Below are 21,856 nucleotides of genomic sequence, written 5' to 3' on the forward strand. Positions count from 1 at the left end.
CATAGTCTGAGGTGATGACTGACATCACCAGCACAGCCGAACAACACAGCACCCGCGGCGCGTACGTCACTGGTGCCGAGTTCAACCGGGACACGAACTACATCGAGGATCGAATCACCCGCGACGGTAGACCCGGTGCCAACGGTGAACCCGGCTGGCCGGTGGAACCGGGACGGTACCGGCTAATAGCGGCGCGGGCATGCCCGTGGGCCAATCGCACCGTCATCGTCCGGAGGCTCCTTGGCCTGGAGGACGTCATCAGCCTCGGCCAGCCCGGGCCCACCCACGATGCCCGGTCTTGGACCTTCGATCTTGACCCCGACGGTAAAGATCCTGTGCTCGGGATCGAGCGCTTGCAGGAGGCGTTCTTCCGCCGTTTCCCCGAGTACCCGCGCGGGATCACCGTCCCGGCCATCGTGGACATCCCCACAGGCGGAGTTGTGACCAACAACTTCCCCCAAATCACGCTGGATTTCTCTACGGAGTGGACGGAGTTCCACCGCCCCGGCGCCCCAAACCTCTATCCCGAGCATCTGCGGGAAGAGATCGACCAAGTGAACAAGCGGGTTTTCACTGAGGTTAACAACGGCGTCTACAGGTGCGGATTCGCTGGGTCCCAAGAAGCCTACGACGCCGCGTACACCCGGCTGTGGAATGCCATGGACTGGCTGGAGGAACGGCTTTCACGGCAGCGCTACCTGGTGGGAGATTCCATCACTGAGGCGGATGTCCGGCTGTTCACCACCCTGGCGCGCTTCGACGCCGTCTATCACGGGCACTTCAAGTGCAACCGCAACAAACTCAGCGAGATGCCGGCATTGTGGGGCTATGCCCGGGACCTCTTCCAGACGCCTGGCTTCGGGGACACCATCGATTTTGTGCAGATCAAACAGCACTATTACATCGTCCATGAGGACATCAATCCCACACAGATCGTTCCGATGGGACCGGACCTGTCGGGCTGGTTGACCGAGCACGGGCGGGACTCACTCGGCGGCAGCCCCTTCGGACAGGGCACCCCGCCGGGGCCCGTGAGAGCCGGCGAGGAAGTGGCCGCCGGGCACGGCGCCGCCTGACTGGAGGACCTAGGTAATAGGGGATTTACGTAATAGAGGAGGCCGGCGGTTCTTTGACCGCCTGCCTCCTCTGCTTGTGCGCCCCCTCACCGCGCCCGTCCTTCGGGTTTCCTGTTGCGATGGAATGCAGCGGGGGGCTCACATCTATGGGCCGATTCCCGTCAGCTCAGTGAGCTAATACGGGGTCGGCGAGCTGTATCGTGTCGCGCTCCGTGGGCTTGTAGCCGGCCTGGAGCTCGGCACGAAGTTTCTCCAGGTTCAGCGCCCCCTGCCACTTGGCCACCGCAACGCAGGAAACAATGTTGCAGACGGTGCTCGTGAGGGCACGCGCCTCGCTCATGAAGCGGTCAATTCCAACGATGAGGGCCACACCTGCGACCGGCAGGGTCGGCATCACGGTCAGGGTCGCGACGAGGGCCACGAAACCGCTGCCTGTCACGCCAGCAGCACCCTTCGAAGTCAGAAGCATCATTCCTAGCATCAGAAGGATCTGGTCCCACCCGAGGTGAATATCGCAGGCCTGGGCGATGAACATCGAGGCGAGGGTGAGGTAAATAGCTGTGCCGGTGAGGTTGAAGGAGTAGCCGGTAGGGACCACCAGCCCCACGACGCTCCGGTCACAGCCAAGCCGTTCGAGCTTGGTCAGGAGGCGCGGTAGTACCGGTTCGCTGGAAGACGTAGCGAGGACGATCAGGAATTCATCCTTGAAGTAGCGCAGGATCCGCCACAGGCTGAAGCCGGTGAGCTTGGCCAGGATTCCCAGGCCGACGGCAACGAAGGCGATGCAGGCGGCGTAGAAGGCAAGGATGAGCATGCCCAGGTTGCCGATGGAGTGGGCTCCGTACTTGCCGACTGTGAAGGCCATGGCGCCAAAGGCCCCCAAGGGAGCCACCTTCATGATGTAGCCGAAGATGACGAACAGGAGCTTGTTGAAGCTGCTAACCACGCTAAGGGCCTGTTGGCCTGGCGCGCCGAGCTTGCTGAAACCGAAGCCGCACAAGAGCGCGATGACAAGCACTGGCAGGACCTCGCCGTTGGCAAAGGCGCCGACGAAGGAACTGGGGATGATGCTGAGAATGAAGTCCACCGGATTGCTGCTGGGCAGTTGACCCGTGTACTTTGCGGCGACCGAGGAATCCAAGTGTGCCGGGTTGATGTGCAAGCCGGCGCCCGGCTGGAACAGCATGACGGCGGCCAGACCGAAAGCAAGCGCCAGCGCCGTGAGCACATAGAACAGGCCAAGCGAACGGATCAGGGTGGGGCCGACCTTTTTCGTGTCGGTCAGTGAGGTAATGCCCCCGACGATCGTGCAGAACACGATCGGCGCGATCATGAATTTCACGAGCTTGACGAAGCCATCGCCGATCGGCTGCAGGGCGGAACCGAGGTTCGGCCACAGGGAACCGATGAGAACGCCTAACGCGACGCCGATGAGTACCTGGACATAGAGATGTCCGAGGATGGATTTGATCTTCATTGAACAACTTCCTGGGTGTGCGGCCCTGTCAATGATGGCAGGGCAACGGTTGAGGGGCTAGGCCGTCAGGTCGGCCGTCTGGGCGACGTCGATGTCGGCGGTAGCAAGGTGCCGGGCAGCCCTGTGGAGGGCCACTTCGATGACGTTGCCGTTGTCATCTGTGGTGACTTCGGTGACGATCACGCCGGCAGGTGTCCCGATCCGCAGCAAGCGGGGGACTCCGGGAATGAAGGAGTCGGCCGGTCGTGCCACGTTGGCCACTACCGACCCCGGCAGCGCGGCCGCGAGGGACACCGCGACAGCTGAGGTCAGGCCGATGGCGGGGTGCGGTGCAAGCATCGAGAGCAGGCGCACGCGCAGGTCGTGGCTGTCCTCAGCAATAACCGTTTCGTCCGCGGCGATGTAATCACCGGGTGCTGCCACCACCCCGACCTTCGGTACGGCATTCTGTGGAGGGTCTTCCGGCTTCCGCAGCCCCATGGCTAGACCCGCAGAAGCCCGTGCGGCGACAAGCGTTGGCAGGTGCTCCGAGAGGTTACCGGTCATGGACGACAGATCGATGCCAATCTCCTCCGCCGGTATGAGCGCAGCCGGTGCGCCCGCATCAACCAGCGTTGCCGTCAGCCTGCTGTCGCCCGTCCAAATTTGGTCGGCCACGTTCCCGGTGGGCAAGACTGCACCGGTGGTCCGGCCCCAAGGTGCGTGGAATGACAGACTGACCGGAACACCCGCAGCGCTGCTGCCCGGAACCCTGGCCAGCCCGGACCTCGGAACGGTGCCGCCTGGGGTTGGAACCGTCCCGCTTAGCACCGCTCCCGTATTGAGATTGCGCATGCGGACCCGGGTGATGCGCTCCCGGGGAGGAACAATGCCTGACTGGACGGCGAATAGGGCAATGGCAGTGGCGCAGTTACCGCAGTTGGAGCCCAGCTCCACTGTCGGATCTCCGATGCCGACTTGGGCGAAGAGGTAGTCAAGATCCGCTTCCCCGTTCGGCGTGGCCCAGACGACGGCGGCCTTCGACGTCGTGGAGGTCCCGCCGCCAACGCCGTCGAGCTGGCGCGCATCCGCTGCCCCGAAAGCGTCGGCCAGCAGCGAGCGGATCTCCTCGCGGTTCCCGGCATGCGGAGTGACGTCTTCAGCGTCAAAGAGCCAGCACTTGCTCGTGCCGCCCCGGTACCAATGGCCTAGGAGTCCCATTGTTTTCTCCATCATGTCTCGTAGATCTTGCGCTTCACAGCGCCTCTGGTTCTACGATCCGCGATCGAACACTTCAGCACAATCGAAAGATTCTTGACACCCATATACTTTTGCTAAACTCTCCACATGGCCCATCTCGACCTTCACCGGCTCCACGTGCTCCGCGAGGTAAGCCGTTCCGGTTCACTGACATCGGCAGCGACGGCCCTCTCCTTCACTACGTCAGCGGTTTCGCAACAGATAGCGAAGCTCGAACATGAGGTGGGCGTCGCGCTGGTGGATCGGCATCCCAGGGGCGTGGTGCTCACCGAAGCAGGGCAGGCCCTCCTGGGCTACGCCGACGAGATCGACAGAACGATCGATGCCGCCCACGCCGAGATGGCAGAGTTCGCCGGCATGCGCCGGGGCCAGTTGCGGATGGGAACATTTCCCACCGTGGGTGCTTCCCTCATGCCCGACGTCGTTCTCGCCTTCAGGGCGCGCCACCCGGACGTCACCGTCACCGTGATCAGTGCACGTCGGGAGGGGCTGCTCGAACGGCTGCGCCGGCGGGACATCGAACTGACGCTGCTATGGGACTACCCATGGCAACAGATCGAGGATGAAGACCTAACCCTGGTTACTCTGGTGAACGACCCCACAATGCTCCTCGTGCAGCGCGACCACCCCATCGCAGGACGTCGATCCGTGCGCATCGATACGTTGAGGGACCATGAATGGATCGTCCGCGACGAACACCCCGTGGCCGACGTCCTCCGCCGCGTCTGCCGCGACGCGGGCTTCGAGCCACGGATCGCCTTCGCCGCCAACGATTACCAGGAGACGCAAGGCATGGTCGCCGCGGGCATCGGTATCGCTTTGGCCCCGCAGCTGGCCCTCAGCGCGCTGAGGCCTGACGTCGTCGCAGTCCCCCTCGCCGGCGCCCCCAAGCGCAGGATCCTCCTTGCCCACCTCGCCAACCGCCGGCTCAGCCCACCCGCACAGCAGGCCATGGCGGTGTTTGGATCGACGGCGGTAGGGAAGTAGCGGGACACAGGAGCAGAGGCCCGCTCATCCCGCGTTCAGCTCATCCAGTCGTTCAGTTCGGCGCGAGTGGGCGGGTTCGCTCCGGCGCGGGACACGGTGATAGCAGCTGCGCGGGCGGCGTGCTCCATGATTGCGGCCAGGGTTTCGGCAGGCATCCCCCGCAGCGTCTCGCGGTTCTGCGCACCGTCAAGCCCGCGATCCACAAGAGCGGACAGCAACCCTGCCATGAACGAATCGCCGGCGCCCACGGTGTCCACAACGTCCACCGCCGGTGCGGTGATCCCGGCTTCACCAGCCCTGGTAACCCCCCACGGGCCTTCCGCGCCGCGCGTAACCACCACCAGGGCGGGTCCTGCCGAGCCACCTAACGTCAGCCAGCGTCGTGCCGACTCCAGCGGGTCCACACCGGGATACAGCCACTGAAGGTCCTCATCGGAGGCCTTCACGACGTCGGCAAGCACCACAAAGCGTTCGGTTTGGTTCCGCGCGTACTCGACGTCGGTGATGATGGTGGGACGGCAGTTGGGATCGAAGCTGATGGTGCTGCTCGGGTGTGCATGCTCGACGGCGGCAAGGACCTCCGCGGCACCCGGCTCCAAGGCTGTGGCAATCGAACCTGTGTGCAGCAAAGTGGCGCCCTGCAACATGAGCGGCAGGCGGGCCCCAAGGCCAGGCAGTTCCCAAGTGAGGTCGAAGTTGTAGGTGGCGGCGCCGTCGTCGTCGATCCGGGCAGTGGCAATACTGGTTGGCTTGTCGTCCGGGGGAAGCGGGACCATCACCGAACTTGAGCGCAAGTGCGCGGCCACCGAGTCCCCGTAGGGATCCCTGCCGTATCGGCCAATGAACTGCACCGGATGATCCAGCCGGGCAAGCCCAACGGCCACATTGAGCGGGCTCCCGCCGACATGTGCCTCAATGCCGGAGGAACTTTGAACCACGTCAACCAGGGCCTCACCAATAACAGTCAGCATGGGAACACTCTGCCAGAGGACAGGCGCCACAGACCAACAATTACGAGAGGAGTCGCTGCACCAACTCACGGCACTTTTTGTATGCCACGGCCCTGGGATCGATCAGGTCAAAATGGTCGCCCGGGACGCGCAACAACTGGGCCGGAGTTCCCGCGGCTGTGGCGGCGGCGACGTACGCCTCCGACTGGCTGGCGGGAACGTCCTCGTCGTTGCTGGCATGCACGGCGTACACCGGCACGTCGATCGGCAGCAAGCTCATGGGGTCGGCGTATTTATGCCGCTTGGGGAACCTGGCTGAATCTCCGCCCATCAGGTTGCACACCGCGCCGTTGCTGAGGTTGAGTTTCTCCGCCGCAGCCAGGTTGAGGAGGCCGGACTGACTGACGACGCCGGTGAGGTGCACGGCGTTAGCCTCCAGGGTGCGGACGAGTTGGCGATCGGCGTCGGGCGTTCCAATCGCTGAAAGGCGCTGGCGGCCCGCAGCCCATACCGCCAAGTGGCCGCCAGCGGAATGGCCGAGCGCCACCACTTTGCCAAGCTGCAGATCGTGGTCTCCGGCGATCTGGGAAAGGTGGTCGATGCCAGCCAGGATGTCCTCGAACGTATGCGGCCAACCACCACCGTTGCCGGCACGCCGATACTCCAGGTTCCATGCAGTGATGCCATGGGCAGCGAGGTCGCGGGCCAAAGGCTCACCGAGCTCGGCTCCGTACTGCGATCGCCAGTAGCCTCCATGGATAACCACCGCTACTCCGCCCGCGACGGCCGAGGCAGCGCGGTGGTTTCCGTTGTTCGGTTCGGGCGTAAAGAGCTCGCCCCACTGACTGGGGTGTTCGCCGTAGCTGTACTTATGCCGCAACATTGGGCCCTCCTTTGTACCGAGCCTATCGTGACGGTCTGCAGGTTTGGCTAGAGGCACCCCGACGGCGCGCGGCCCGGTTCAGTGTCGGGGGCGCACCGTAAGCTGGGGGCATGGCAAGCAATCGGGACAGCCTGGACCAGGACCAGCGCGAGGCAGTGGACGCGAACGTGGCGCTGTATGAGCGTGTTCGCCCTGCCCTAAAGCAGGTCACACGCGATGTCCTGCTGACCTTGAGGGACATGCTGAATGACGCCGAGGTAACCCCGTTGTTCGTCACCGGCCGGACCAAGACTGTTGAGTCTTTCAGGGAGAAGATTTCCCGCACGGATGAACCCTTGGAACCGGGCGGACCCCGGCTCCTGAAGTTCCCGGACCCTTTCCGCACCTTGAATGACATGGTGGGTATCCGTGTGATCACCAAGCTGCCTGCCGAGAATGCGGCGGTTGCCAACATCATCAAACGCCAACGGCAGCTCTTTGATTGCCGGGGAGACCGCGAGAAGGACATTGGTTCCATCGAGTCGGGAACGTACGGATACTCCAGCCGGCACCTCATCCTAAGGACCATCCAGAATGAGACCGTGAAGGAATACCAGCACGTCTTCAATCCGGACATGCCTGCCAACGGCAGTTATTTCTTCGAGTGCCAGATCCGGACCGTGTTTGCGCATGCTTGGAGCGAGATCGAGCACGACATCCGCTTCAAAGCCGAAGACCCGCGCGCCTGGACCCCCCACTTCGATCGCCAGTTCACCGCTACTGCAGCAATGTTGGAGACGGTGGAGAGTGCCTTTTCCGATCTTCACGAACGCTACGAGGAAGTCCGCGCCTATTGGGACCTTGAGGGTGACGGAAGCATGCCGCTCACGCCCAACCGGGTTCGTGACGTCTGGCGTACCCTACTGCCCCACGTGGACCGCAAAGTTGACGATGACTGGGGATGGGCCGCTGAACTGCTCGCCGCCCACGGACTGACCAAAACAGTGGAGCTTGCGGGACTACTCAGCGCCAACCGCATCACCGAGGTGCGCAAGGCCTTGGACCACCGCTACTCCCCCGGCCCGGACCGCCTGCTTGATGACCTCCTGTTGTGGCAGTACGGAACCGAGCACATCGACCTCACCGCTGAGGGGCCCGACGTCGTCCCGCACCCGCGGCGCGACAGCCTCCAACGGCGCCTCAAACAGATTGAGCGCTACCGCCAGACGCTGATGTGACACGACGCGGCGGTAAGGCAACTGACATATACACCGCTGCGCATGTAACGAAGTCGACCCTTGCGCGGGCCGGATGTGAGCATGGATGGATGCTTGAGGCAACCAACACACCGTCCACTACTGGAAACTCCGCGGAACCGCTGAATGCCGCTCTCGCCGCCGAGGCACGCATTGCCCGCATCGCTGTCACGGTCTTTCCGCTTCTGGTGGTCCTTGCGGGCATTCTCGGATTCCTTATTCCGGATCTGTTCAAACCCATGGGGACGTCAGTTCCGTATTTGCTCGGCATCATCATGTTCTGCATGGGCCTGACGTTGACCCCACCGGATTTCGCGTCGGTTGCCCGCCGACCGTGGGCCGTTGCCTTGGGCATCATTGCGCATTACGTCATCATGCCCGGTGCGGGATGGCTGATCGCGGTCCTTCTTCAGCTCCCTCCCGAACTTGCGGTGGGAGTCATTTTGGTTGGTTGCGCACCCTCGGGCACTGCATCCAATGTCATGGCCTTCCTTGCCAAGGGTGATGTGGCTTTATCCGTGGCCGTCGCCTCCGTATCAACGCTGATCGCGCCTTTGGTCACCCCTGCGTTGACGCTCTTCCTGGCCGGGTCGTTCCTCCATATCGACGCCGGTGGCATGTTCCTGGACATCGTCAAGACCGTCTTGGTTCCCGTAGTGGCGGGTGTGCTCGCACGGCTTTTCCTCTCGAAGCTCGTCGCTAAGGTTCTTCCGGCACTTCCTTGGGCATCCGCCGTCGTGATTTCCCTGATTGTGGCGATAGTGGTGGCCGGGAGCGCGAGCAAAATCGTCGCCGCAGGTGGCATCGTGTTCTTGGCAGTTGTGCTCCACAACGGCTTCGGGCTCGGCCTGGGCTACTTGGCGGGCAAGCTCGGCCGCCTGGACGACAAAGCACGCCGTGCCCTCGCATTCGAAGTGGGTATGCAAAATTCCGGCCTCGCCGCCACGCTGGCCACTGCACACTTCAGCCCGCTCGCCGCATTGCCCTCAGCGGTGTTTTCCCTGTGGCACAACGTCTCCGGCGCGATCGTGGCTGCGTTCCTGGCTCGGCGTCCGTTGAGGGACCAGGCCACCCGAGGCTAGCTCTCCTGTGGATAGCTTCCTTGACGCAGGTCTTGTGAGCGTTCACAATTTCTGGGACAGACGTTTACATCGCGGGGAGATCTTGAATGAAGAACTGGGCAGGCAACCTTGAGTACTCCTCGGCAGAGGTCCACCGGCCCACCTCGGTGGGCGCGCTGCAGGAGCTCGTGGCCAACGCCGCGAAGGTCAAGGCCCTCGGTTCGCGACACTCCTTCAACACTGTTGCCGACACGGACGGCACCCACCTGCTCCTTGATGCGCTGCCGCAGGAAATAGTCCTCGACAAGGAAAAGGGCACGGTCAAGGTAAGTGGGGGCATCAGCTACGGCGCCCTTGGACGAGCCCTTGAGGACCAGGGTTATGCCATCCATAACCTTGCCTCGCTTCCGCACATCTCCGTCGCGGGCGCCATCCAAACCGGCACCCACGGCAGCGGGGTCAACAACCCGTCCTTGGCCGGCGCCGTCGTCAGTATTGATCTGGTGCGCGCCTCAGGCGAGTTGGTCACGCTCACCGCCGACGACGACGAGTTCCGCGCCAGCGTGGTGGGAATCGGTGCCCTCGGTATCGTCACTGGGCTTGAGTTGGCCATACAGCCGACCTTCCAAGCCCGGCAACGGGTACTGACAGGCTTGTCCTGGAACGAGGCGCTGGCCAATTTCCAAGAGATCGCCTCGAGCGCATACAGCGTCAGCTTCTTCACCAACTTCACAGGCGACACCATCCCCCAGGTGTGGATCAAAGCGCTGGAAACCGATGCGCCCCTTGCTGACATGTTTGGAGCCATCCCGGCCACAGTGGCGATGCATCCCCTCCCGGACATGTCAGCGGAGAACTGCACGGAACAGTTGGACGTGGCCGGCCCTTGGCTGGACCGGTTGCCCCATTTCCGCCATGAGTTCACTCCCAGCAACGGCGAAGAACTGCAGAGCGAATTCCTGCTCCCCCTGGACCATGCCCCGGCAGCGCTCCGCGCCGTCCGGAACCTCGCGGGCAAACTAGCGCCCCTGCTCTTCATCTCCGAAATCCGCACCATTGCTGCCGACGACTTCTGGTTGAGCCCGTTCTATGAGCAACAGAGCGTGGCACTCCACTTCACCTGGAAGCCGCTGCAGTCCGAGGTTGAGGAGATCCTCCCCGAACTTGAGGAGGCGCTCCGACCCTTCGGGACCCGCCCGCACTGGGGCAAGCTCTTCACGCCGGACCAGTACGATTTCGCCGCCCTCTACCCACGGTTCGAGGACTTCCGGAAGCTGGTGCTCGCCCACGATCCTTCGGGCAAGTTCAGCAACGCTTTGCTGAACGGCATTCTGCACCGCGACTCCTGAAGTCCGGCGCTACCGCGAACTCGTCGGGCGTCCCAGCCACGCCAAGGCGGCAACGACGACGGCGGCGGTGCCGGTCTCCAGCGTTGGGCTGATGACCGGCGCGAAGTGCGGCGAATGGTTGGCCGGGATTTCGCTGGAGACAGCTCCGGCGGCCTCGGCTTTCGCGTACAGCGTGGGGTCGGTCCCGCCGAGTCCCCAGTAGATGTAAGGAATGCCGAACGAGTCCGGTAGCTCGCTGAAATCCTCACTGGCAGGTTGCCGGTCAAGGGTGGAGGCCCTTTCCCCGAAGTGGTTGCGGAAGGCTGCGTCGACCCGGGCTGTGACTTCCGGATCGTTCTGGGTCAGCGGGTAGTGGTCGTAAAGCTCGAACTCCGGATCCTTCGGCGAACCGGCGGCGCTGCATTCTCCGACCACAATCCGCCTGATTGCATCCAAAAGCAGGGTCCGCGTTCGGTCGTCGAAGGTACGGATGTTCAGCTCCAGCACGGCACGGTCGGAGATGATATTGCTCTTGGTCCCGGCGCTCAACCGGCCGATGGTCAGGACCGCAAATTCCCCGGGGGCAACCTCGCGGGAGACCACGGTCTGCAGGCGCAGGACAATCGAAGCAGCCAGGACCACGGGGTCAATACTGAGCTGCGGCATGGAGCCGTGGCTGCCCCGACCATAAACCGTGATCCGCATGCTGTCAGCGCTGGAGAGAAAGGCGCCGGGCCGGGTCCCCAGGTGGCCGGAAGGAAATGCAAGGACGTGCTGCGCCATGGCGACGTCCGGCTTCGGGATCAAGGCGGCCAAACCGCCGTCGAGCATCTTCCGTGCACCATTAGCCAGTTCCTCCGCCGGTTGGAACAACGCGATGAACGTTCCGGACCATCCGGACGGTCGCTCCGCCAGCAACCGTGCCGCACCGAGAAGGCAGGCCACATGCACATCGTGCCCGCAGGCATGAGCAACAGGGACCTGCCCGCCGTCGTCGTCGGTCGCAGACTCCTTACTCGCGTACGGAAGGCCGGTGTCCTCGGCAACAGGCAGCGCGTCCATGTCCGCCCGCACCAGCACGGTGGGGCCTTCGCCGTTCTTGAGGATGCCCACCACGCCGGTGGACCCGATCTCGGAGTGCACCTCGTAGCCGAATTCCTGCAGGAGCCCGGAAGCTATGGCTGCCGTTCTGCTCTCCTGGTTGCCCAGTTCAGGATGCTGATGAAGGTCCTTGTACAGCTCCTCTTGCCAGCCGGTCATGCCTTCTTGGCCGGCAAGGACCATCGCAACTCCGCCCTGGTCCGGCACGCTCGCATGCGCCCCGCCCAACGCTCCACCCTTCCCGGTTCCGTCCATGGCAATTCCTTTCGCGCGGCTGTCGTCCCTGCCATCCCTACATAAACTTGGCGCACTCGTCGCTGCACCGCAATACAGTCGTTTCGCGCAACGAAAAATCCGCGGGTGGGCTACGTGCCTACGGAGTGAACGTGGTCAGGCCAAACCGAATCCGGCCCCCGATGGGCACTTGGGCGGCCAGATCCAGATGTTCCTCGCGAACCACGCCGATCACGGGATAGCCGCCGGTGATGGGATGGTCCGCCAGAAAGAGGACGGGCAAACCAGCGGGAGGTATTTGGAGTGCGCCTGCCACAGTTCCTTCGCTGGGCAGCTCGCCCTTCCGGGTTCGCTGGAGGGGCGTGCCATCCAGGCGCATACCCACCCGGTTGGATTGTGGGGTCACCACCCATTCCTGGCTCGTCAACGATTCAATGGCGGACGAGTCGAACCAGTCATCCCGCGGTCCTGGCACTACCTCAAGGACCGTAACTCCAGTGCTCGGAAAATCAGGTTGAAGCTCAGGGCTTCCCACAGCAGCCGATACCGTGTTGCCACCGGCCGGCAGCACCTGGCCGGGAACCAGAGGCGCAGGCCCGACGCCGGACATCGTGTCTGCCGAGCGGCTGCCCAGCACCTCCGCAACATCCACTCCTCCACGGACGGCCAAGTAGCTCCGGAAACCGCATTCGGGAGGACCTACGGTCAGCACTTCGCCGTCGAGCAACACAAAAGGGGTCGCCATCGGAACCGTCCGGTTCGACGACGAGCGGACAGTCAGGGTGCTCGGGGCTCCAGTCACCGCCACCATTTGGTCCCCCACAGCCTCCACCACCAAGCCACCGTTGACGGACTCGATGGCAGCGGCTGAAGCGGCGTTCCCTACGAGCCGGTTGGCCCGGCGCAGGGATGCCCGATCCAAGGCTCCGGCAGCGGAAACACCGAGGGGACCGTAGCCGCGGCGGCCGAGGTCCTCCACGAGGCTCTGCGCACCGGGTTTGAGGATCCGAAGGCCGGACAGGCCAGACCCAAGATGCTGCTCGGATTCGGGCGGGCGCGTGGAAACAGCGGCGACGTTCACTACCTCGCGGACCGCCCGGTACTGGACGCGGTCGCCGGGCCTCACCAAGGCCGGTTGCGTTCGCTCCAAGTCCCACATCCGAGCTCCAGTGCGGCCGATCAGGTGCCAGCCTCCCGGTGAACTGCGGGGGTACACGGCCGAGTATGGGCCACCGAGCGCCACGGATCCAGCCGGCACAGCGGTCCGGGGCGAAGGGCGACGGGGAACGGTCAGGACATCGTTCTGGCCCACCATATAGCCGAATCCAGGCGCGAAACCGGCGAAAGCCACGGTCCACACCTGTCCGGTGTGCGCGGCTACGACGGCGTCCGGGCTCAGCCCAGTGATGCCGGCGACGTCGGTGAGGTCCTCGCCGTCGTACACGGTATCGATGACCACCAAGCCGGACCCGGTGACCTCGGGCGTTGTGATGTCCAGTTCAAGCAAACGGGCCCGGATTGCGCGGATTGCCGACGCCGATTCGCCCACCACCATGACCGTTTCTGCCGCGGCCACCACGTCCACTTGCCCCGGCAACGGTGCCCGGGTGAGCATGTCCTGCAAAGCGAGTACGTCCTTTAGGCCGTCCAACTCGGCCAACACGGCGCGGGTGCCCACTGGCCGCAGGGCGCGAATTCTCCTGGGCTTGCTGCCTCGTGTTTCGACTTCCAACTCCCCAGCCTTCCCCGTGACGTTAGCGCTTGCCCTTCTTCCGGGAGCCCTTGCCGCGGCCCTTGTCCGGATTCGGGGCGTAGCGCTGGGCGACGGCGGGCTTTTTGGGGCCGCCTCCGCGACGGTCCGGCTTGGGCGCCTTCTTGGGCTTCTCTTGCTGCGACGAGGGTTGCCGTGAGCTCTGAGCTGTGCGGCCGCGAACGATCCCGATGAACTCTTCGACCACCGGGCCCTCCGTGCCCACGAGCGATGCGAGGGCAATCTGGGAACCCGGAGCTCCGGTCAGCGGCCGCATGACGGTTTCTTTGTTGTTCAGGTGGCGTGCCACGGACATCGGCAAGATCACCAGGCCCGCACCCGAGGCCACCACTTGGAGGGCCATGTCCGGGCCGCCCATCTCGTCCACATCCAGGAAATTTTCTTCGGCGAGATCCGCTAGTGCCACTTCCTCGAACACCGAGATCTCGTGCCCCTTGGGAGCAACCACCACCGGCTGCTCTTCATACAAAGGAATAACGTTCAAGCCCTCGCGGTCCACAGGCAATCGGACAAAGCTAAGATCCGCCGAACCGTCCCGGAGCACCGAAAGCTGCGCGTCGTCGTCGGACATGAACGCCTCCAGCGGCACATCGGGCATACGCTGCTCCCAACGCCGGATCCACTTCCCGGGTGTCACTCCAGCAACGTATGCGAAGCGCAGCCCTGGTTGGGGCTCGGGTGACTCGGGTGATTCTTCAGCGTCTGGCACACACTCACAGTACCGGCCAGATACCCTTGAAGCATGACTCCCAAAGACTCCCAGTCCATGAAGCCGGCCACTGTTGCCAAGAAACTCGGCATCTACCTGCCGGCTACACCCCAGGAGTTCCAGGATTCATCCATCTCCCGCGACGAATTCGCCGAACTCCAGGCCAACCCCCCGGAGTGGTTGGCTGAACTGCGCCGCAACGGGCCGCACCCGCGCCCTGTCGTGGCGCACAAGCTGAACGTCTCCATCAGCGGCCTCGCACGCGGCGGCATTGAGGAAGCACTCACGACGGCGGAAATCACCGAACTGCTGGAGTCTCCGCCGCAGTGGCTGGTCATCGAGCGCGCAACGCACGCTGCTGTCCGCGCTGAGGCGCAGCGCGTCAAGGACGAGGCACACAAGAAGGCCGCCACCAAGGAAGCCAGGGAGAACGCAGCAGCCAAACGCGAAGCCCCCAAGGGGACCAAGCGCAACCACGCGTAGGACCTTTCACACGTTGTGGCCGGGACACCAGTCCCGGCCACGGCTGTTTAACCCGGACTAGTCCTGGTGGAGTTGAACGAAATTGCCGCAGCCGTCATCGAAGACGGCACTGATACCCGATGGGTCCTCGGCAGGTGCGCCCTTGAAAGACACCCCTGCAGCGAGCAACCGCTGATACTCGGCCTCGACGTCGGGTACGCCCAGCACCACAGCCGGCATTCCGGCGTCGTACACGGCGTTCATGTAGTTCGCACCAATCGGGTTGTCGCTCGGTTCCAGCAACAGGCCCGTGGAGCCGGCCCCGGCGCCCGGATCCTTGATGATGAAGAGGTTGTACTCGGGCATGGCCATTAACGTGTCGAAACCCAGGGTCTCCGTGTAGAACTTGTGGGCCGCGGCCGGGTCCTTGACGTGGATGCTGCACATTTTCAGTCTCATGATGCCAAGGCTAGTTGCAATGGCGGCTCGAGGTCGGGCGTCGAACGGTTGTGACGCCGCGCCTTCGATCCTAGCGGGAGGATCGCCGATTACGCGCCTGGCGGGCCAGCCGAATGAACCCGTAAACGAACACTGCCTCGACAAGCATCATCAATCCCAACAGCAGCCACTGGCGCTGGGCGATGAAGACAACGGCGCCGGTGACCACCAACGTAGTCCCCAGAATCAGCGCATACACGGCGAATCCGAGCGCGACTCTCGCACTGCGCACACCGGTGCTGAAACCGAATCCCACCGGTTCGCCGCCAGGACGGCCGGGCACGCGGTCCGGGTGGGCGTTGTTGTCCTTGTCGAATTCCTCCCAGAGATCCGGATCCTGGTCGTTCATGTCTTCATCATCTCGCGGCACGGGCAAGTGGGCGGGCTAGAGCACCAACCAGCTTGGGGCGGCCACTGGCTCCGGCAGCCGTCAGCCGACGACTAGTACCTGGCCGCGTACGGGTAGAGGTCCATGCCCACCATTGAACTGATGGACGAGACCGTGATGCCTTCTTGCGGGTTCAAGGCTTGCACCACCTGTCCGTTCCCCAGGTAGATGGCCACATGGTAAAAGTTGGGCGCTGAACCCCATACCAGCAGGTCGCCGCGGCGGGCCTGCGAGAGGGGCACGTGGACCGGCGCAGCGGCATACTGCTGCGAGGCGGTACGGGGCAGGTACATCCCGGCTGCGGCAAATGCACTCTGCACGAGTCCCGAGCAGTCAAAGCCATAGGGTCCGGTACCGCCCCACTGGTAGTAGAACGGCGCACCGACCTTACCCAAGGCAGCGGAAACCGCGGTTTCGTACGATCCCGAACCCGCAGATGGCGGCAAGGGGGCGGGTGCCGGGGCTGGGGCGGGCGCAGGTGCCGGAGCGGGGGCGGCTGGGGCGGGCGCCGGTGCGGGTGCAGCCGGTTCGGGTGCCGGAGCGGGTGCGGGCGCGGCCGGTTCGGGAACTGCCGGCGCAGCGGGAACCGGGGGCGCAGCGGGCGCTGCCGGAGCAGGCGCTGCCGGAGCAGGGGCTGCGGGCGTCCCTGCCTTCGCAGGAGTCCCCGGTGAAGCAGGGGTGTTTTGGGCCGCCTGATCCTGCGGTGCTTGGTTAGCGGAGGCGGTCAGGGCTGCCAACCGGGCCTCTTCACGCTGCCGGTCCAGCGCATCCACGCGGGCCGCCTCAAGGGCCACAGTGGTGTTGCGGAGCTGAGCCAGCTGGTCCACCAGAGTGGCCCGTTGCGCTTTCGCGTCGGCCACAGCTTTGACCTGCGCCGCGTTGGCCTGCTCCGCCTGCGTCTTGCGCTGCTCGGCAGTCTTTGCCGCGTCATCCGCGGCTTTGGTGGCCTCATCGGCAGCTGCCGACAGGGACCGGGATGCGGTAGCGGCACTAACCGCCGCGTCAAAATCGCGGCTTCGCTTGGCTGAAAGGGCCTCCAGCGTGGCGGCCTGCTGCATGCTTTCGCCGCCACCGGTCAGCGTTACGAGGGCCGGATCCATTCCGCCATTGCGGTACAGGTCCGCGGCGAGCTGCCCCACCTGTTTTCGTGTCTTGTCCTGCTCTTCCCGCGCCGCAGAGGCCCGGGCCGCGGCCACCGACGCGGCTTTTGTCCTTTCCTGCAGCTCCACCAGGGCATCGCTGTACGCGTTATTGGCCTGCATGGCGGTCGCAGATGCGGCCTGCTGGGCACCGGCCGCGTCCGCGAGGATCCGCTCAATCGCGGTGACCTCGTCCGCCGTCGCCGTCTCGCTGGCCTTCGCCGCCGCAATCTCCGCAGGCGAGGGCACGTCCGAAGACGCGCGCACAGCGAAGGGGGAGGTCAAAGCGGATGCGGCGGTTGCCGGAATTGCCGCCGCGCCAAAAAGTACGACGGCGGCGCACAGCACCGCCGTCGTGCGGGCGGATCGGTATAAAGCCATGTACAGAAACCTCGAAACGGTAAGGGTGGGAGCGAGGTCCTGGAAGTGGCGCGACCGCGCCCCTCAGCTGCTCCCGGCAGTCCTGAGGTTACGTGAGCTCTGGCACATTAGCAACAGCAGTCACATCAGTAACATAAACCACAAGCGTGTGATTCGCGGCGGAACCGCGGGGTGTGTCGCGGGCCAGGGACGCTGGTGAGTGCCCGGCTACGAAGGTTGCGTCGGAGAAAAAAGATTGCGAATCACGGTGCGTGCGGCGGCCGCATGACCGGCCAAAATTTCAGTACCAAAACCACGGGTGGGGCCGCATACTGAATGCAAAGCAGCGAGTTCGCTTGGAGGTGCCCGATGCCCGCGATGATATTCCTGTGGGGTGTTGCCCTGATTCTGGCAACAGCAGCAACAACGCTGATTCTTCATAGGAAACTGACCCACGGGCCTGGGCCCGAGCCGGACGCAATATTTTGGGACCTGTTCGCCGGCTCGGTGGTGGTCCTTCCCGGCGTCATCGTTCCTGCGCTGCTATGGCCGCCCGCTGCCCTGATCATGCTGGTGACGGTTATGGCGACGGCGGCAGGAACCTTGGCAGCCACCCGGAAAGTGGAACGTATTCACGCAGCCGAGCCCCGGCGTCGTGCTGGTTTTGTCGCGGACGCTGCACGCCACGCGGAGGTCCTGCGGCACTGGCAGCAGTACGAACTGGACCCCGCCCAAACCATCGACTTCCCTGCCATGACGGACGTGAGGGCTGCGGAAACGGCCGCATTCACGCAGGCGATGCGCGAGGCCGAGCGCTGCAAGGTCACAGCCGGCACTGACTACGGGGGCGCCGTCGAACATCTTGCACAGGCACTGATCAGAGCCGAACGGGCAGCCGGTGTTCCTGCCCCGGCACTCCCAGCGCCCGGGCTGACTTAAAACGGGCAACCGACAGGCCGGGGAGTGAATCTCCCCGACCTGCAGGTTGAGCGAACACGGGCGCTTAGGCGACCGGCAGCGCGGACAGCTTGTGTGCCTCGACGATGCGGGCAGCCGTTGCTTGACCCATCCGCACGGCGCCGTCAACGTGCTGATAACCCTCTGCGGCGAGGTCGGACGAGGACCAGTAGATCGGTCCGACGTTTGCGTGCTGGTCCTTGCCGTAGCGGTGGAGGCCGCCGAGGTCGTAGCTGGAGGCGTACGCCCCGCGGGTCCATTCTTCCGAGCCCCAGTCGGACTCGTAGTAGACCTCGGGGGTGAGCGCCTTCTCGCCTAGGAAACCGGCGATGGATTCCAGGACGGCCTTCTTGCGGTCTTCGGCGCTGAGCTCGAACACGGCGTCGGCCTTTTCGTCGGAGATGAAGCCCACCAAGGTTCCGCGGGAGTCGCCGTGGTTCGTGTTGTCGTAAACCTCTTGGACCAAAGCACCTGCGCCGAAGCCGGTCCCGGACAGGCCGTCTTCGCGCCAGAACGGCGTGCGGTACACGGTGTGGACCTTGATGACCAGGCCGAGCGACTGGTGCTGGTGCATCTGGTGCTGGCGACGCGGAAGGGGCGGATCAAACGAAACGCGGGAGTACAGGTTCGGGGGCACGGCCATGATCACGTAGCGCGCGTTGACAATTGCTTCTTCAGATACAACCGTTGCGCTGTTCTCGTCCCACGTGATGCTGCGAACCGGGCTGTTGAGTACGACGTCGGAACCCAACTCGGCTGCCTGGAGCAGCGAAACCTGCTGCATGCCACCGATGACGCGCTTATCCAGGATGAAATCTTCATCGGTCAGGTGGGTGAATGAACCGGCTGACGCAGCCATGAGCACGGCCTGCAGCGCGGAAAACGCGTGTGCGGGCTTGGTGAGCATGCCACCTGCAATGAAGAGGCCGATGTTGTTGCAGGCTTCCTCATCGCTGGAGTTCTGGCGGAGCCAGTGGTGGAAAGAGATGGTGTCCAGCTCGCGGGCTTTGGGGTGTGCCCACGGTTCGGTGGCGCCGATTTCTGCGGCAAGCCCATCCAGGATGGCCGTCAGCTTGTCCATCTCGGCCTTGGTGGTCGGGTTGACCGGGAAAGTGTCTCCCGTGTACTTAGTCCGCGTTCCGTCGGCGGCGATGTACACCGACTCGCCGTCGCGGTAGCGCGAGTACATCTCCAGGCCGAGCTCGTCCAGCAAAGCAATGAGTGCTGTCTGGTCAGGAGAGACCCACTGGCCGCCAATTTCGAGCATGGCACCGTCGATGGTGTCCGTCCAGGTGCGCCCACCCACGCGGTCGCGTGCTTCCAGCACTGCGACGCTGAGTCCGGCCTTCTTCAATTCGCGTGCCGCCGTCAACCCTGACGGTCCGGCACCGACGATCACAACGTCGCGATCAAGATTCTGCATGATGTCCTCTCAGTGGCCGTCCGTGGTGGCTGACCAATAAATGAATGCCATTCATTTATACCGATAATAGCGTCCAACTCCACCTCTGTGAAGACCCGATGGAATAATGCTGGGGACACGGCAGCAGAAAGGCCTCCGATGCCCGCACCCTCCCCCGCACCCGAGCCCGCATCCGGCGCCGCCGTCGGCAAGTCCCGACGCCGGGCCGGCCGACCCATGGCGCGCGTCCTGGACCAAGCGGGGATTACGACGGCGGCACTGCAGCTGATCAGCGCCAAAGGTTACAACGGACTCACCATGGCCGCGCTGGCAAAAACCCTGGGCGTAGCGCCATCCGCCCTCTATAACCACGTGGCGTCAAAGGACGACGTGTTGCTGCTTCTGGAAGACCACCTGGCGGCCATGGTGGATGTTTCCGCGTTTGGAGTTGAACCGTGGGCTGCCGCTGTGCGCCAGTGGGCTTGGTCCTACCGTGACGTCTTCTCTGCGCACACGCCCCTCATTCCGGTGATCGCTGTGCTCCCGGTCGCGAACGCACCCAAAACCCTTGCCATGTATGAGGCGGTCACCGCGGGCTTCCGCGAGGCCGGGTTTCCCGAAGAGAAGATCATTTCGGCCATCGTCGCCTTGGAAGCCTTCGTGTTCGGCGCAGCTTACGACGTCACGGCCCCGGAGGACATTTTCGACGCCGGCAACCTCGCCGAGCAGGTACCCAATTTCACGGCTGCCGTGGATCGGCTTGCCGCGGAACGCCACCCCCGGCCCACAGATGTTGCCTTCAGCCTGGGGCTCGAGGCATTGATTGCGGGCTTCTCGGCCATGACGGAATACGGCCTCCGGGGTTAGGGCCGGCCGAACCATCGGGTGAGCGCTTCCACCAACCCTTGGTCAGTTCCTTCGCCGACCCAACACACATACCCGTCAGGCCGGATCAGCACGGCGGTTGGGGGCTCAACCTTCCCAATCAGGGGTAGCTCCCACGTAGCGGTGCACCGTGCATCAACCAGCCGGACCTGCTGGGCCCAAGCCCCGACGTCGAACCCTGAACGGCCGACGTCGAACCTGCCGGGTTCGGCGAGATTCAGTAGCACGGCCCTCGCATCACGGAGATGCGCGTAAACCCTCGATACGCCCTCAACGCCTGCAATGGAGAGGTCCAGATCTGGCATGCGGCGGCCCAGGAGAGGGTGGCCAGCACCAAGATCGTAAGTAATGTCCAAACCATGGATCAGCGCGGCGACGTGCTTGCGAGGCTCATCCATCACCATCAAATCGGCGATGGTTTGGCCGAGCGCTGCACTCCGCGGGTCCTGGCGCTGGAGCACAGTTTGGGCCATCGAGTGTTGCAGCGCACGTGCAGCCACGGGATGCCGCTCTGCATGGTACGTGTCCAGGAGCGAATCGGCTGACATGCCCTTGACCACTTGAGCGAGCTTCCACCCAAGATTGACCGCATCTTGGAGCCCTAATCCGATTCCCTGGCCCCCAGCCGGGTAGTGGATATGCGCGGCGTCGCCGACGAGCAAAACTTTGCCGCTCCTGTAAGTGGCGGCCTGACGGGTCGCGTCGGTGAAGCGAGAAATCGACGTCGGTGAATGCACACCGAAGTCGCTACCGTAAACAGCTTTGAGGGCATCGCTGAGATCAAGCAGCGAGGGCGCATCGCCCGAGCCCAAGTGCCGCTCGGTTGTGACCACTCGGTAAGTGTGCCCGTCCTCCAGCAGGGCGAAGCCGTGCACCCCTGTTTCATCTTGACGCATGCCGGATGGCGGTTCTTCGGACACTTCCACCTCGGCGATCAGGTTGCTTCGCGTTGCCTCCCAGCCCGGGAAATCAATGCCCGCAGCCTTCCGGACCACGCTCCTGCCGCCGTCGGCACCAATAAGGAACCTGGCCCTAAGGCTGGCACCCTCGGCGAGTTGGACGTCGACCCCGGCCTGGTCCTGGACGAAGCCAACCACCTCAGTTCCGCGATGAACCGGGACTCCGAGGTCATGGATCCAGCCCTCAAGGATTGGCTGCATTTGCCTTTGCCACAGGCCAAGCCCGTAAGGATGCCGGGTGGGGAAATCGCTGATATCCAGTACGGAGTTGCCGAACCGTGCCGTTTGTCCTGTCTTACCCGCGGCAAGGAAAGGGTCAGCGATACCCCGCTGATCGAGCACTTCGATGGTGCGTGAGTGGAAACCGCCCGCGCGGGACTCCGGTAAGTCACCCGTATCACGCCGCTCCAAAATCGCGACGTCCACGCCCCACAGAGCCAACTCACCGGCCAACATCATGCCGGCTGGTCCACTTCCCACCACGATTACATCCGTCACGCCATCCCCCTACCGGTAATGTGCTCCGTTTATGAGCACACCGAGCAGCGTATGGCGTCCACCCGCCCTTGCGGCAAGGCCCCCGCCCACCGATATCCTGAAGATGCAGGCAGAGGTGGAGCAGATAGGCGCGTGGGTGTCCGCTTCGAACACAAAAGAGCCCCGATCCTAAGACCGGGGCTCTTTAACATTGCGTGCGCGAGGGGGTGTGTAGTTTCACGACATAGTTCACACGTGAGTCGGGACATCGTTCTCAG

20 protein-coding genes are annotated in these 21,856 nt (G+C 63.9%); 8 read left to right on the plus strand and 12 right to left on the minus strand.

Features of this window, described 5'->3' with window-relative positions; all coding sequences use genetic code 11:
- Positions 1–14: 14 nt before the first annotated feature.
- Positions 15–1,076 carry a glutathione S-transferase family protein gene (locus QRN42_RS14585; protein ID WP_284979873.1) on the plus strand — a complete coding sequence of 354 codons (1,062 nt, stop codon included), beginning with the start codon at positions 15–17 and terminating at the stop codon, positions 1,074–1,076.
- Between the two features lie 166 nt (positions 1,077–1,242).
- Here QRN42_RS14585 and dctA read toward each other — a convergent pair whose 3' ends face one another.
- Both dctA and QRN42_RS14595 read right to left on the minus strand, forming a co-directional pair.
- On the minus strand, positions 1,243–2,553 hold the full coding sequence (gene dctA, locus QRN42_RS14590) for a C4-dicarboxylate transporter DctA (protein WP_284979874.1): 1,311 nt from the start codon (positions 2,551–2,553) through the stop codon (positions 1,243–1,245).
- Between the two features lie 57 nt (positions 2,554–2,610).
- Complete coding sequence (locus QRN42_RS14595) at positions 2,611–3,768, minus strand: PrpF domain-containing protein (RefSeq protein ID WP_284979875.1); 1,158 nt, start codon at positions 3,766–3,768, stop codon at positions 2,611–2,613.
- Between the two features lie 111 nt (positions 3,769–3,879).
- Between QRN42_RS14595 and QRN42_RS14600 the strand changes: the two genes are divergently transcribed.
- The gene (locus tag QRN42_RS14600; protein WP_284979876.1) at positions 3,880–4,779 is read left to right on the plus strand and encodes a LysR family transcriptional regulator; all 900 of its coding nucleotides are present in this window, start codon (positions 3,880–3,882) and stop codon (positions 4,777–4,779) included.
- Positions 4,780–4,814: 35 nt separating this feature from the next.
- Here the strand turns inward: QRN42_RS14600 and QRN42_RS14605 are convergent, their stop codons facing one another.
- Together QRN42_RS14605 and QRN42_RS14610 are read right to left on the minus strand one after the other, a co-directional pair.
- Positions 4,815–5,750 carry a carbohydrate kinase family protein gene (locus tag QRN42_RS14605; RefSeq protein WP_284979877.1) on the minus strand — a complete coding sequence of 312 codons (936 nt, stop codon included), beginning with the start codon at positions 5,748–5,750 and terminating at the stop codon, positions 4,815–4,817.
- A 40-nt stretch (positions 5,751–5,790) separates the two neighbouring features.
- Complete coding sequence (locus tag QRN42_RS14610) at positions 5,791–6,612, minus strand: alpha/beta hydrolase fold domain-containing protein (RefSeq protein ID WP_284979878.1); 822 nt, start codon at positions 6,610–6,612, stop codon at positions 5,791–5,793.
- A gap of 110 nt (positions 6,613–6,722) precedes the next feature.
- On the opposite strand from QRN42_RS14610, the gene QRN42_RS14615 reads away from it, so the two are divergent.
- The 3 genes from QRN42_RS14615 (at position 6,723) to QRN42_RS14625 (ending at position 10,257) form a co-directional block, all read left to right on the plus strand.
- Positions 6,723–7,829, plus strand: coding sequence for a GTP pyrophosphokinase (locus QRN42_RS14615; RefSeq protein ID WP_284976896.1), 1,107 nt, complete (start codon positions 6,723–6,725; stop codon positions 7,827–7,829).
- Positions 7,830–7,918: 89 nt separating this feature from the next.
- Complete coding sequence (locus QRN42_RS14620) at positions 7,919–8,929, plus strand: bile acid:sodium symporter family protein (protein ID WP_284979879.1); 1,011 nt, start codon at positions 7,919–7,921, stop codon at positions 8,927–8,929.
- A gap of 86 nt (positions 8,930–9,015) precedes the next feature.
- Positions 9,016–10,257 (plus strand): D-arabinono-1,4-lactone oxidase, encoded by a 1,242-nt coding sequence (locus QRN42_RS14625; protein ID WP_284979880.1) that lies wholly within the window; start codon positions 9,016–9,018, stop codon positions 10,255–10,257.
- Positions 10,258–10,266: 9 nt separating this feature from the next.
- On the opposite strand, the gene QRN42_RS14630 is transcribed toward QRN42_RS14625, so the two are convergent.
- From QRN42_RS14630 to QRN42_RS14640, 3 genes are all read right to left on the minus strand, one after another.
- Positions 10,267–11,592 (minus strand): amidohydrolase, encoded by a 1,326-nt coding sequence (locus tag QRN42_RS14630; RefSeq protein ID WP_502869509.1) that lies wholly within the window; start codon positions 11,590–11,592, stop codon positions 10,267–10,269.
- A gap of 118 nt (positions 11,593–11,710) precedes the next feature.
- On the minus strand, positions 11,711–13,303 hold the full coding sequence (locus QRN42_RS14635; protein ID WP_284979881.1) for a 5-oxoprolinase subunit B/C family protein: 1,593 nt from the start codon (positions 13,301–13,303) through the stop codon (positions 11,711–11,713).
- A 22-nt stretch (positions 13,304–13,325) separates the two neighbouring features.
- Positions 13,326–14,051 (minus strand): LysR family transcriptional regulator substrate-binding protein, encoded by a 726-nt coding sequence (locus QRN42_RS14640; protein ID WP_284979882.1) that lies wholly within the window; start codon positions 14,049–14,051, stop codon positions 13,326–13,328.
- 33 nt (positions 14,052–14,084) lie between these two features.
- Here QRN42_RS14640 and QRN42_RS14645 point away from each other — a divergent pair, with 33 nt between their 5' ends.
- A complete protein-coding gene (locus QRN42_RS14645) occupies positions 14,085–14,534 on the plus strand; it encodes a DUF5997 family protein (protein ID WP_284979883.1) in 450 nt (149 codons plus the stop codon).
- A 57-nt stretch (positions 14,535–14,591) separates the two neighbouring features.
- Here QRN42_RS14645 and QRN42_RS14650 read toward each other — a convergent pair whose 3' ends face one another.
- The 3 genes from QRN42_RS14650 to QRN42_RS14660 all read right to left on the minus strand — a co-directional run bounded on the left by QRN42_RS14650 (position 14,592) and on the right by QRN42_RS14660 (position 16,919).
- Positions 14,592–14,972 (minus strand): VOC family protein, encoded by a 381-nt coding sequence (locus QRN42_RS14650; RefSeq protein ID WP_284979884.1) that lies wholly within the window; start codon positions 14,970–14,972, stop codon positions 14,592–14,594.
- 70 nt (positions 14,973–15,042) lie between these two features.
- Positions 15,043–15,360, minus strand: coding sequence for a hypothetical protein (locus QRN42_RS14655; protein WP_284979885.1), 318 nt, complete (start codon positions 15,358–15,360; stop codon positions 15,043–15,045).
- A gap of 92 nt (positions 15,361–15,452) precedes the next feature.
- Positions 15,453–16,919, minus strand: a complete 1,467-nt coding sequence (locus QRN42_RS14660) for a C40 family peptidase (protein ID WP_284979886.1) — start codon at positions 16,917–16,919, stop codon at positions 15,453–15,455.
- A gap of 348 nt (positions 16,920–17,267) precedes the next feature.
- On the opposite strand from QRN42_RS14660, the gene QRN42_RS14665 reads away from it, so the two are divergent.
- Positions 17,268–17,837 (plus strand): hypothetical protein, encoded by a 570-nt coding sequence (locus tag QRN42_RS14665; protein ID WP_284979887.1) that lies wholly within the window; start codon positions 17,268–17,270, stop codon positions 17,835–17,837.
- Between the two features lie 64 nt (positions 17,838–17,901).
- On the opposite strand, the gene QRN42_RS14670 is transcribed toward QRN42_RS14665, so the two are convergent.
- Positions 17,902–19,278, minus strand: a complete 1,377-nt coding sequence (locus QRN42_RS14670) for a flavin monoamine oxidase family protein (RefSeq protein WP_284979888.1) — start codon at positions 19,276–19,278, stop codon at positions 17,902–17,904.
- 138 nt (positions 19,279–19,416) lie between these two features.
- Here QRN42_RS14670 and QRN42_RS14675 point away from each other — a divergent pair, with 138 nt between their 5' ends.
- Positions 19,417–20,124, plus strand: a complete 708-nt coding sequence (locus tag QRN42_RS14675; RefSeq protein WP_284976907.1) for a TetR/AcrR family transcriptional regulator — start codon at positions 19,417–19,419, stop codon at positions 20,122–20,124.
- On the opposite strand, the gene QRN42_RS14680 is transcribed toward QRN42_RS14675, so the two are convergent.
- Complete coding sequence (locus QRN42_RS14680; RefSeq protein WP_284979889.1) at positions 20,121–21,599, minus strand: FAD-dependent monooxygenase; 1,479 nt, start codon at positions 21,597–21,599, stop codon at positions 20,121–20,123. The genes QRN42_RS14675 and QRN42_RS14680 overlap by 4 nt on opposite strands.
- Positions 21,600–21,856: the final 257 nt, after the last annotated feature.

The sequence above is a fragment of the Arthrobacter sp. fls2-241-R2A-200 genome (assembly GCF_030209745.1).
Taxonomy (GTDB): Bacteria; Actinomycetota; Actinomycetes; order Actinomycetales; family Micrococcaceae; genus Arthrobacter.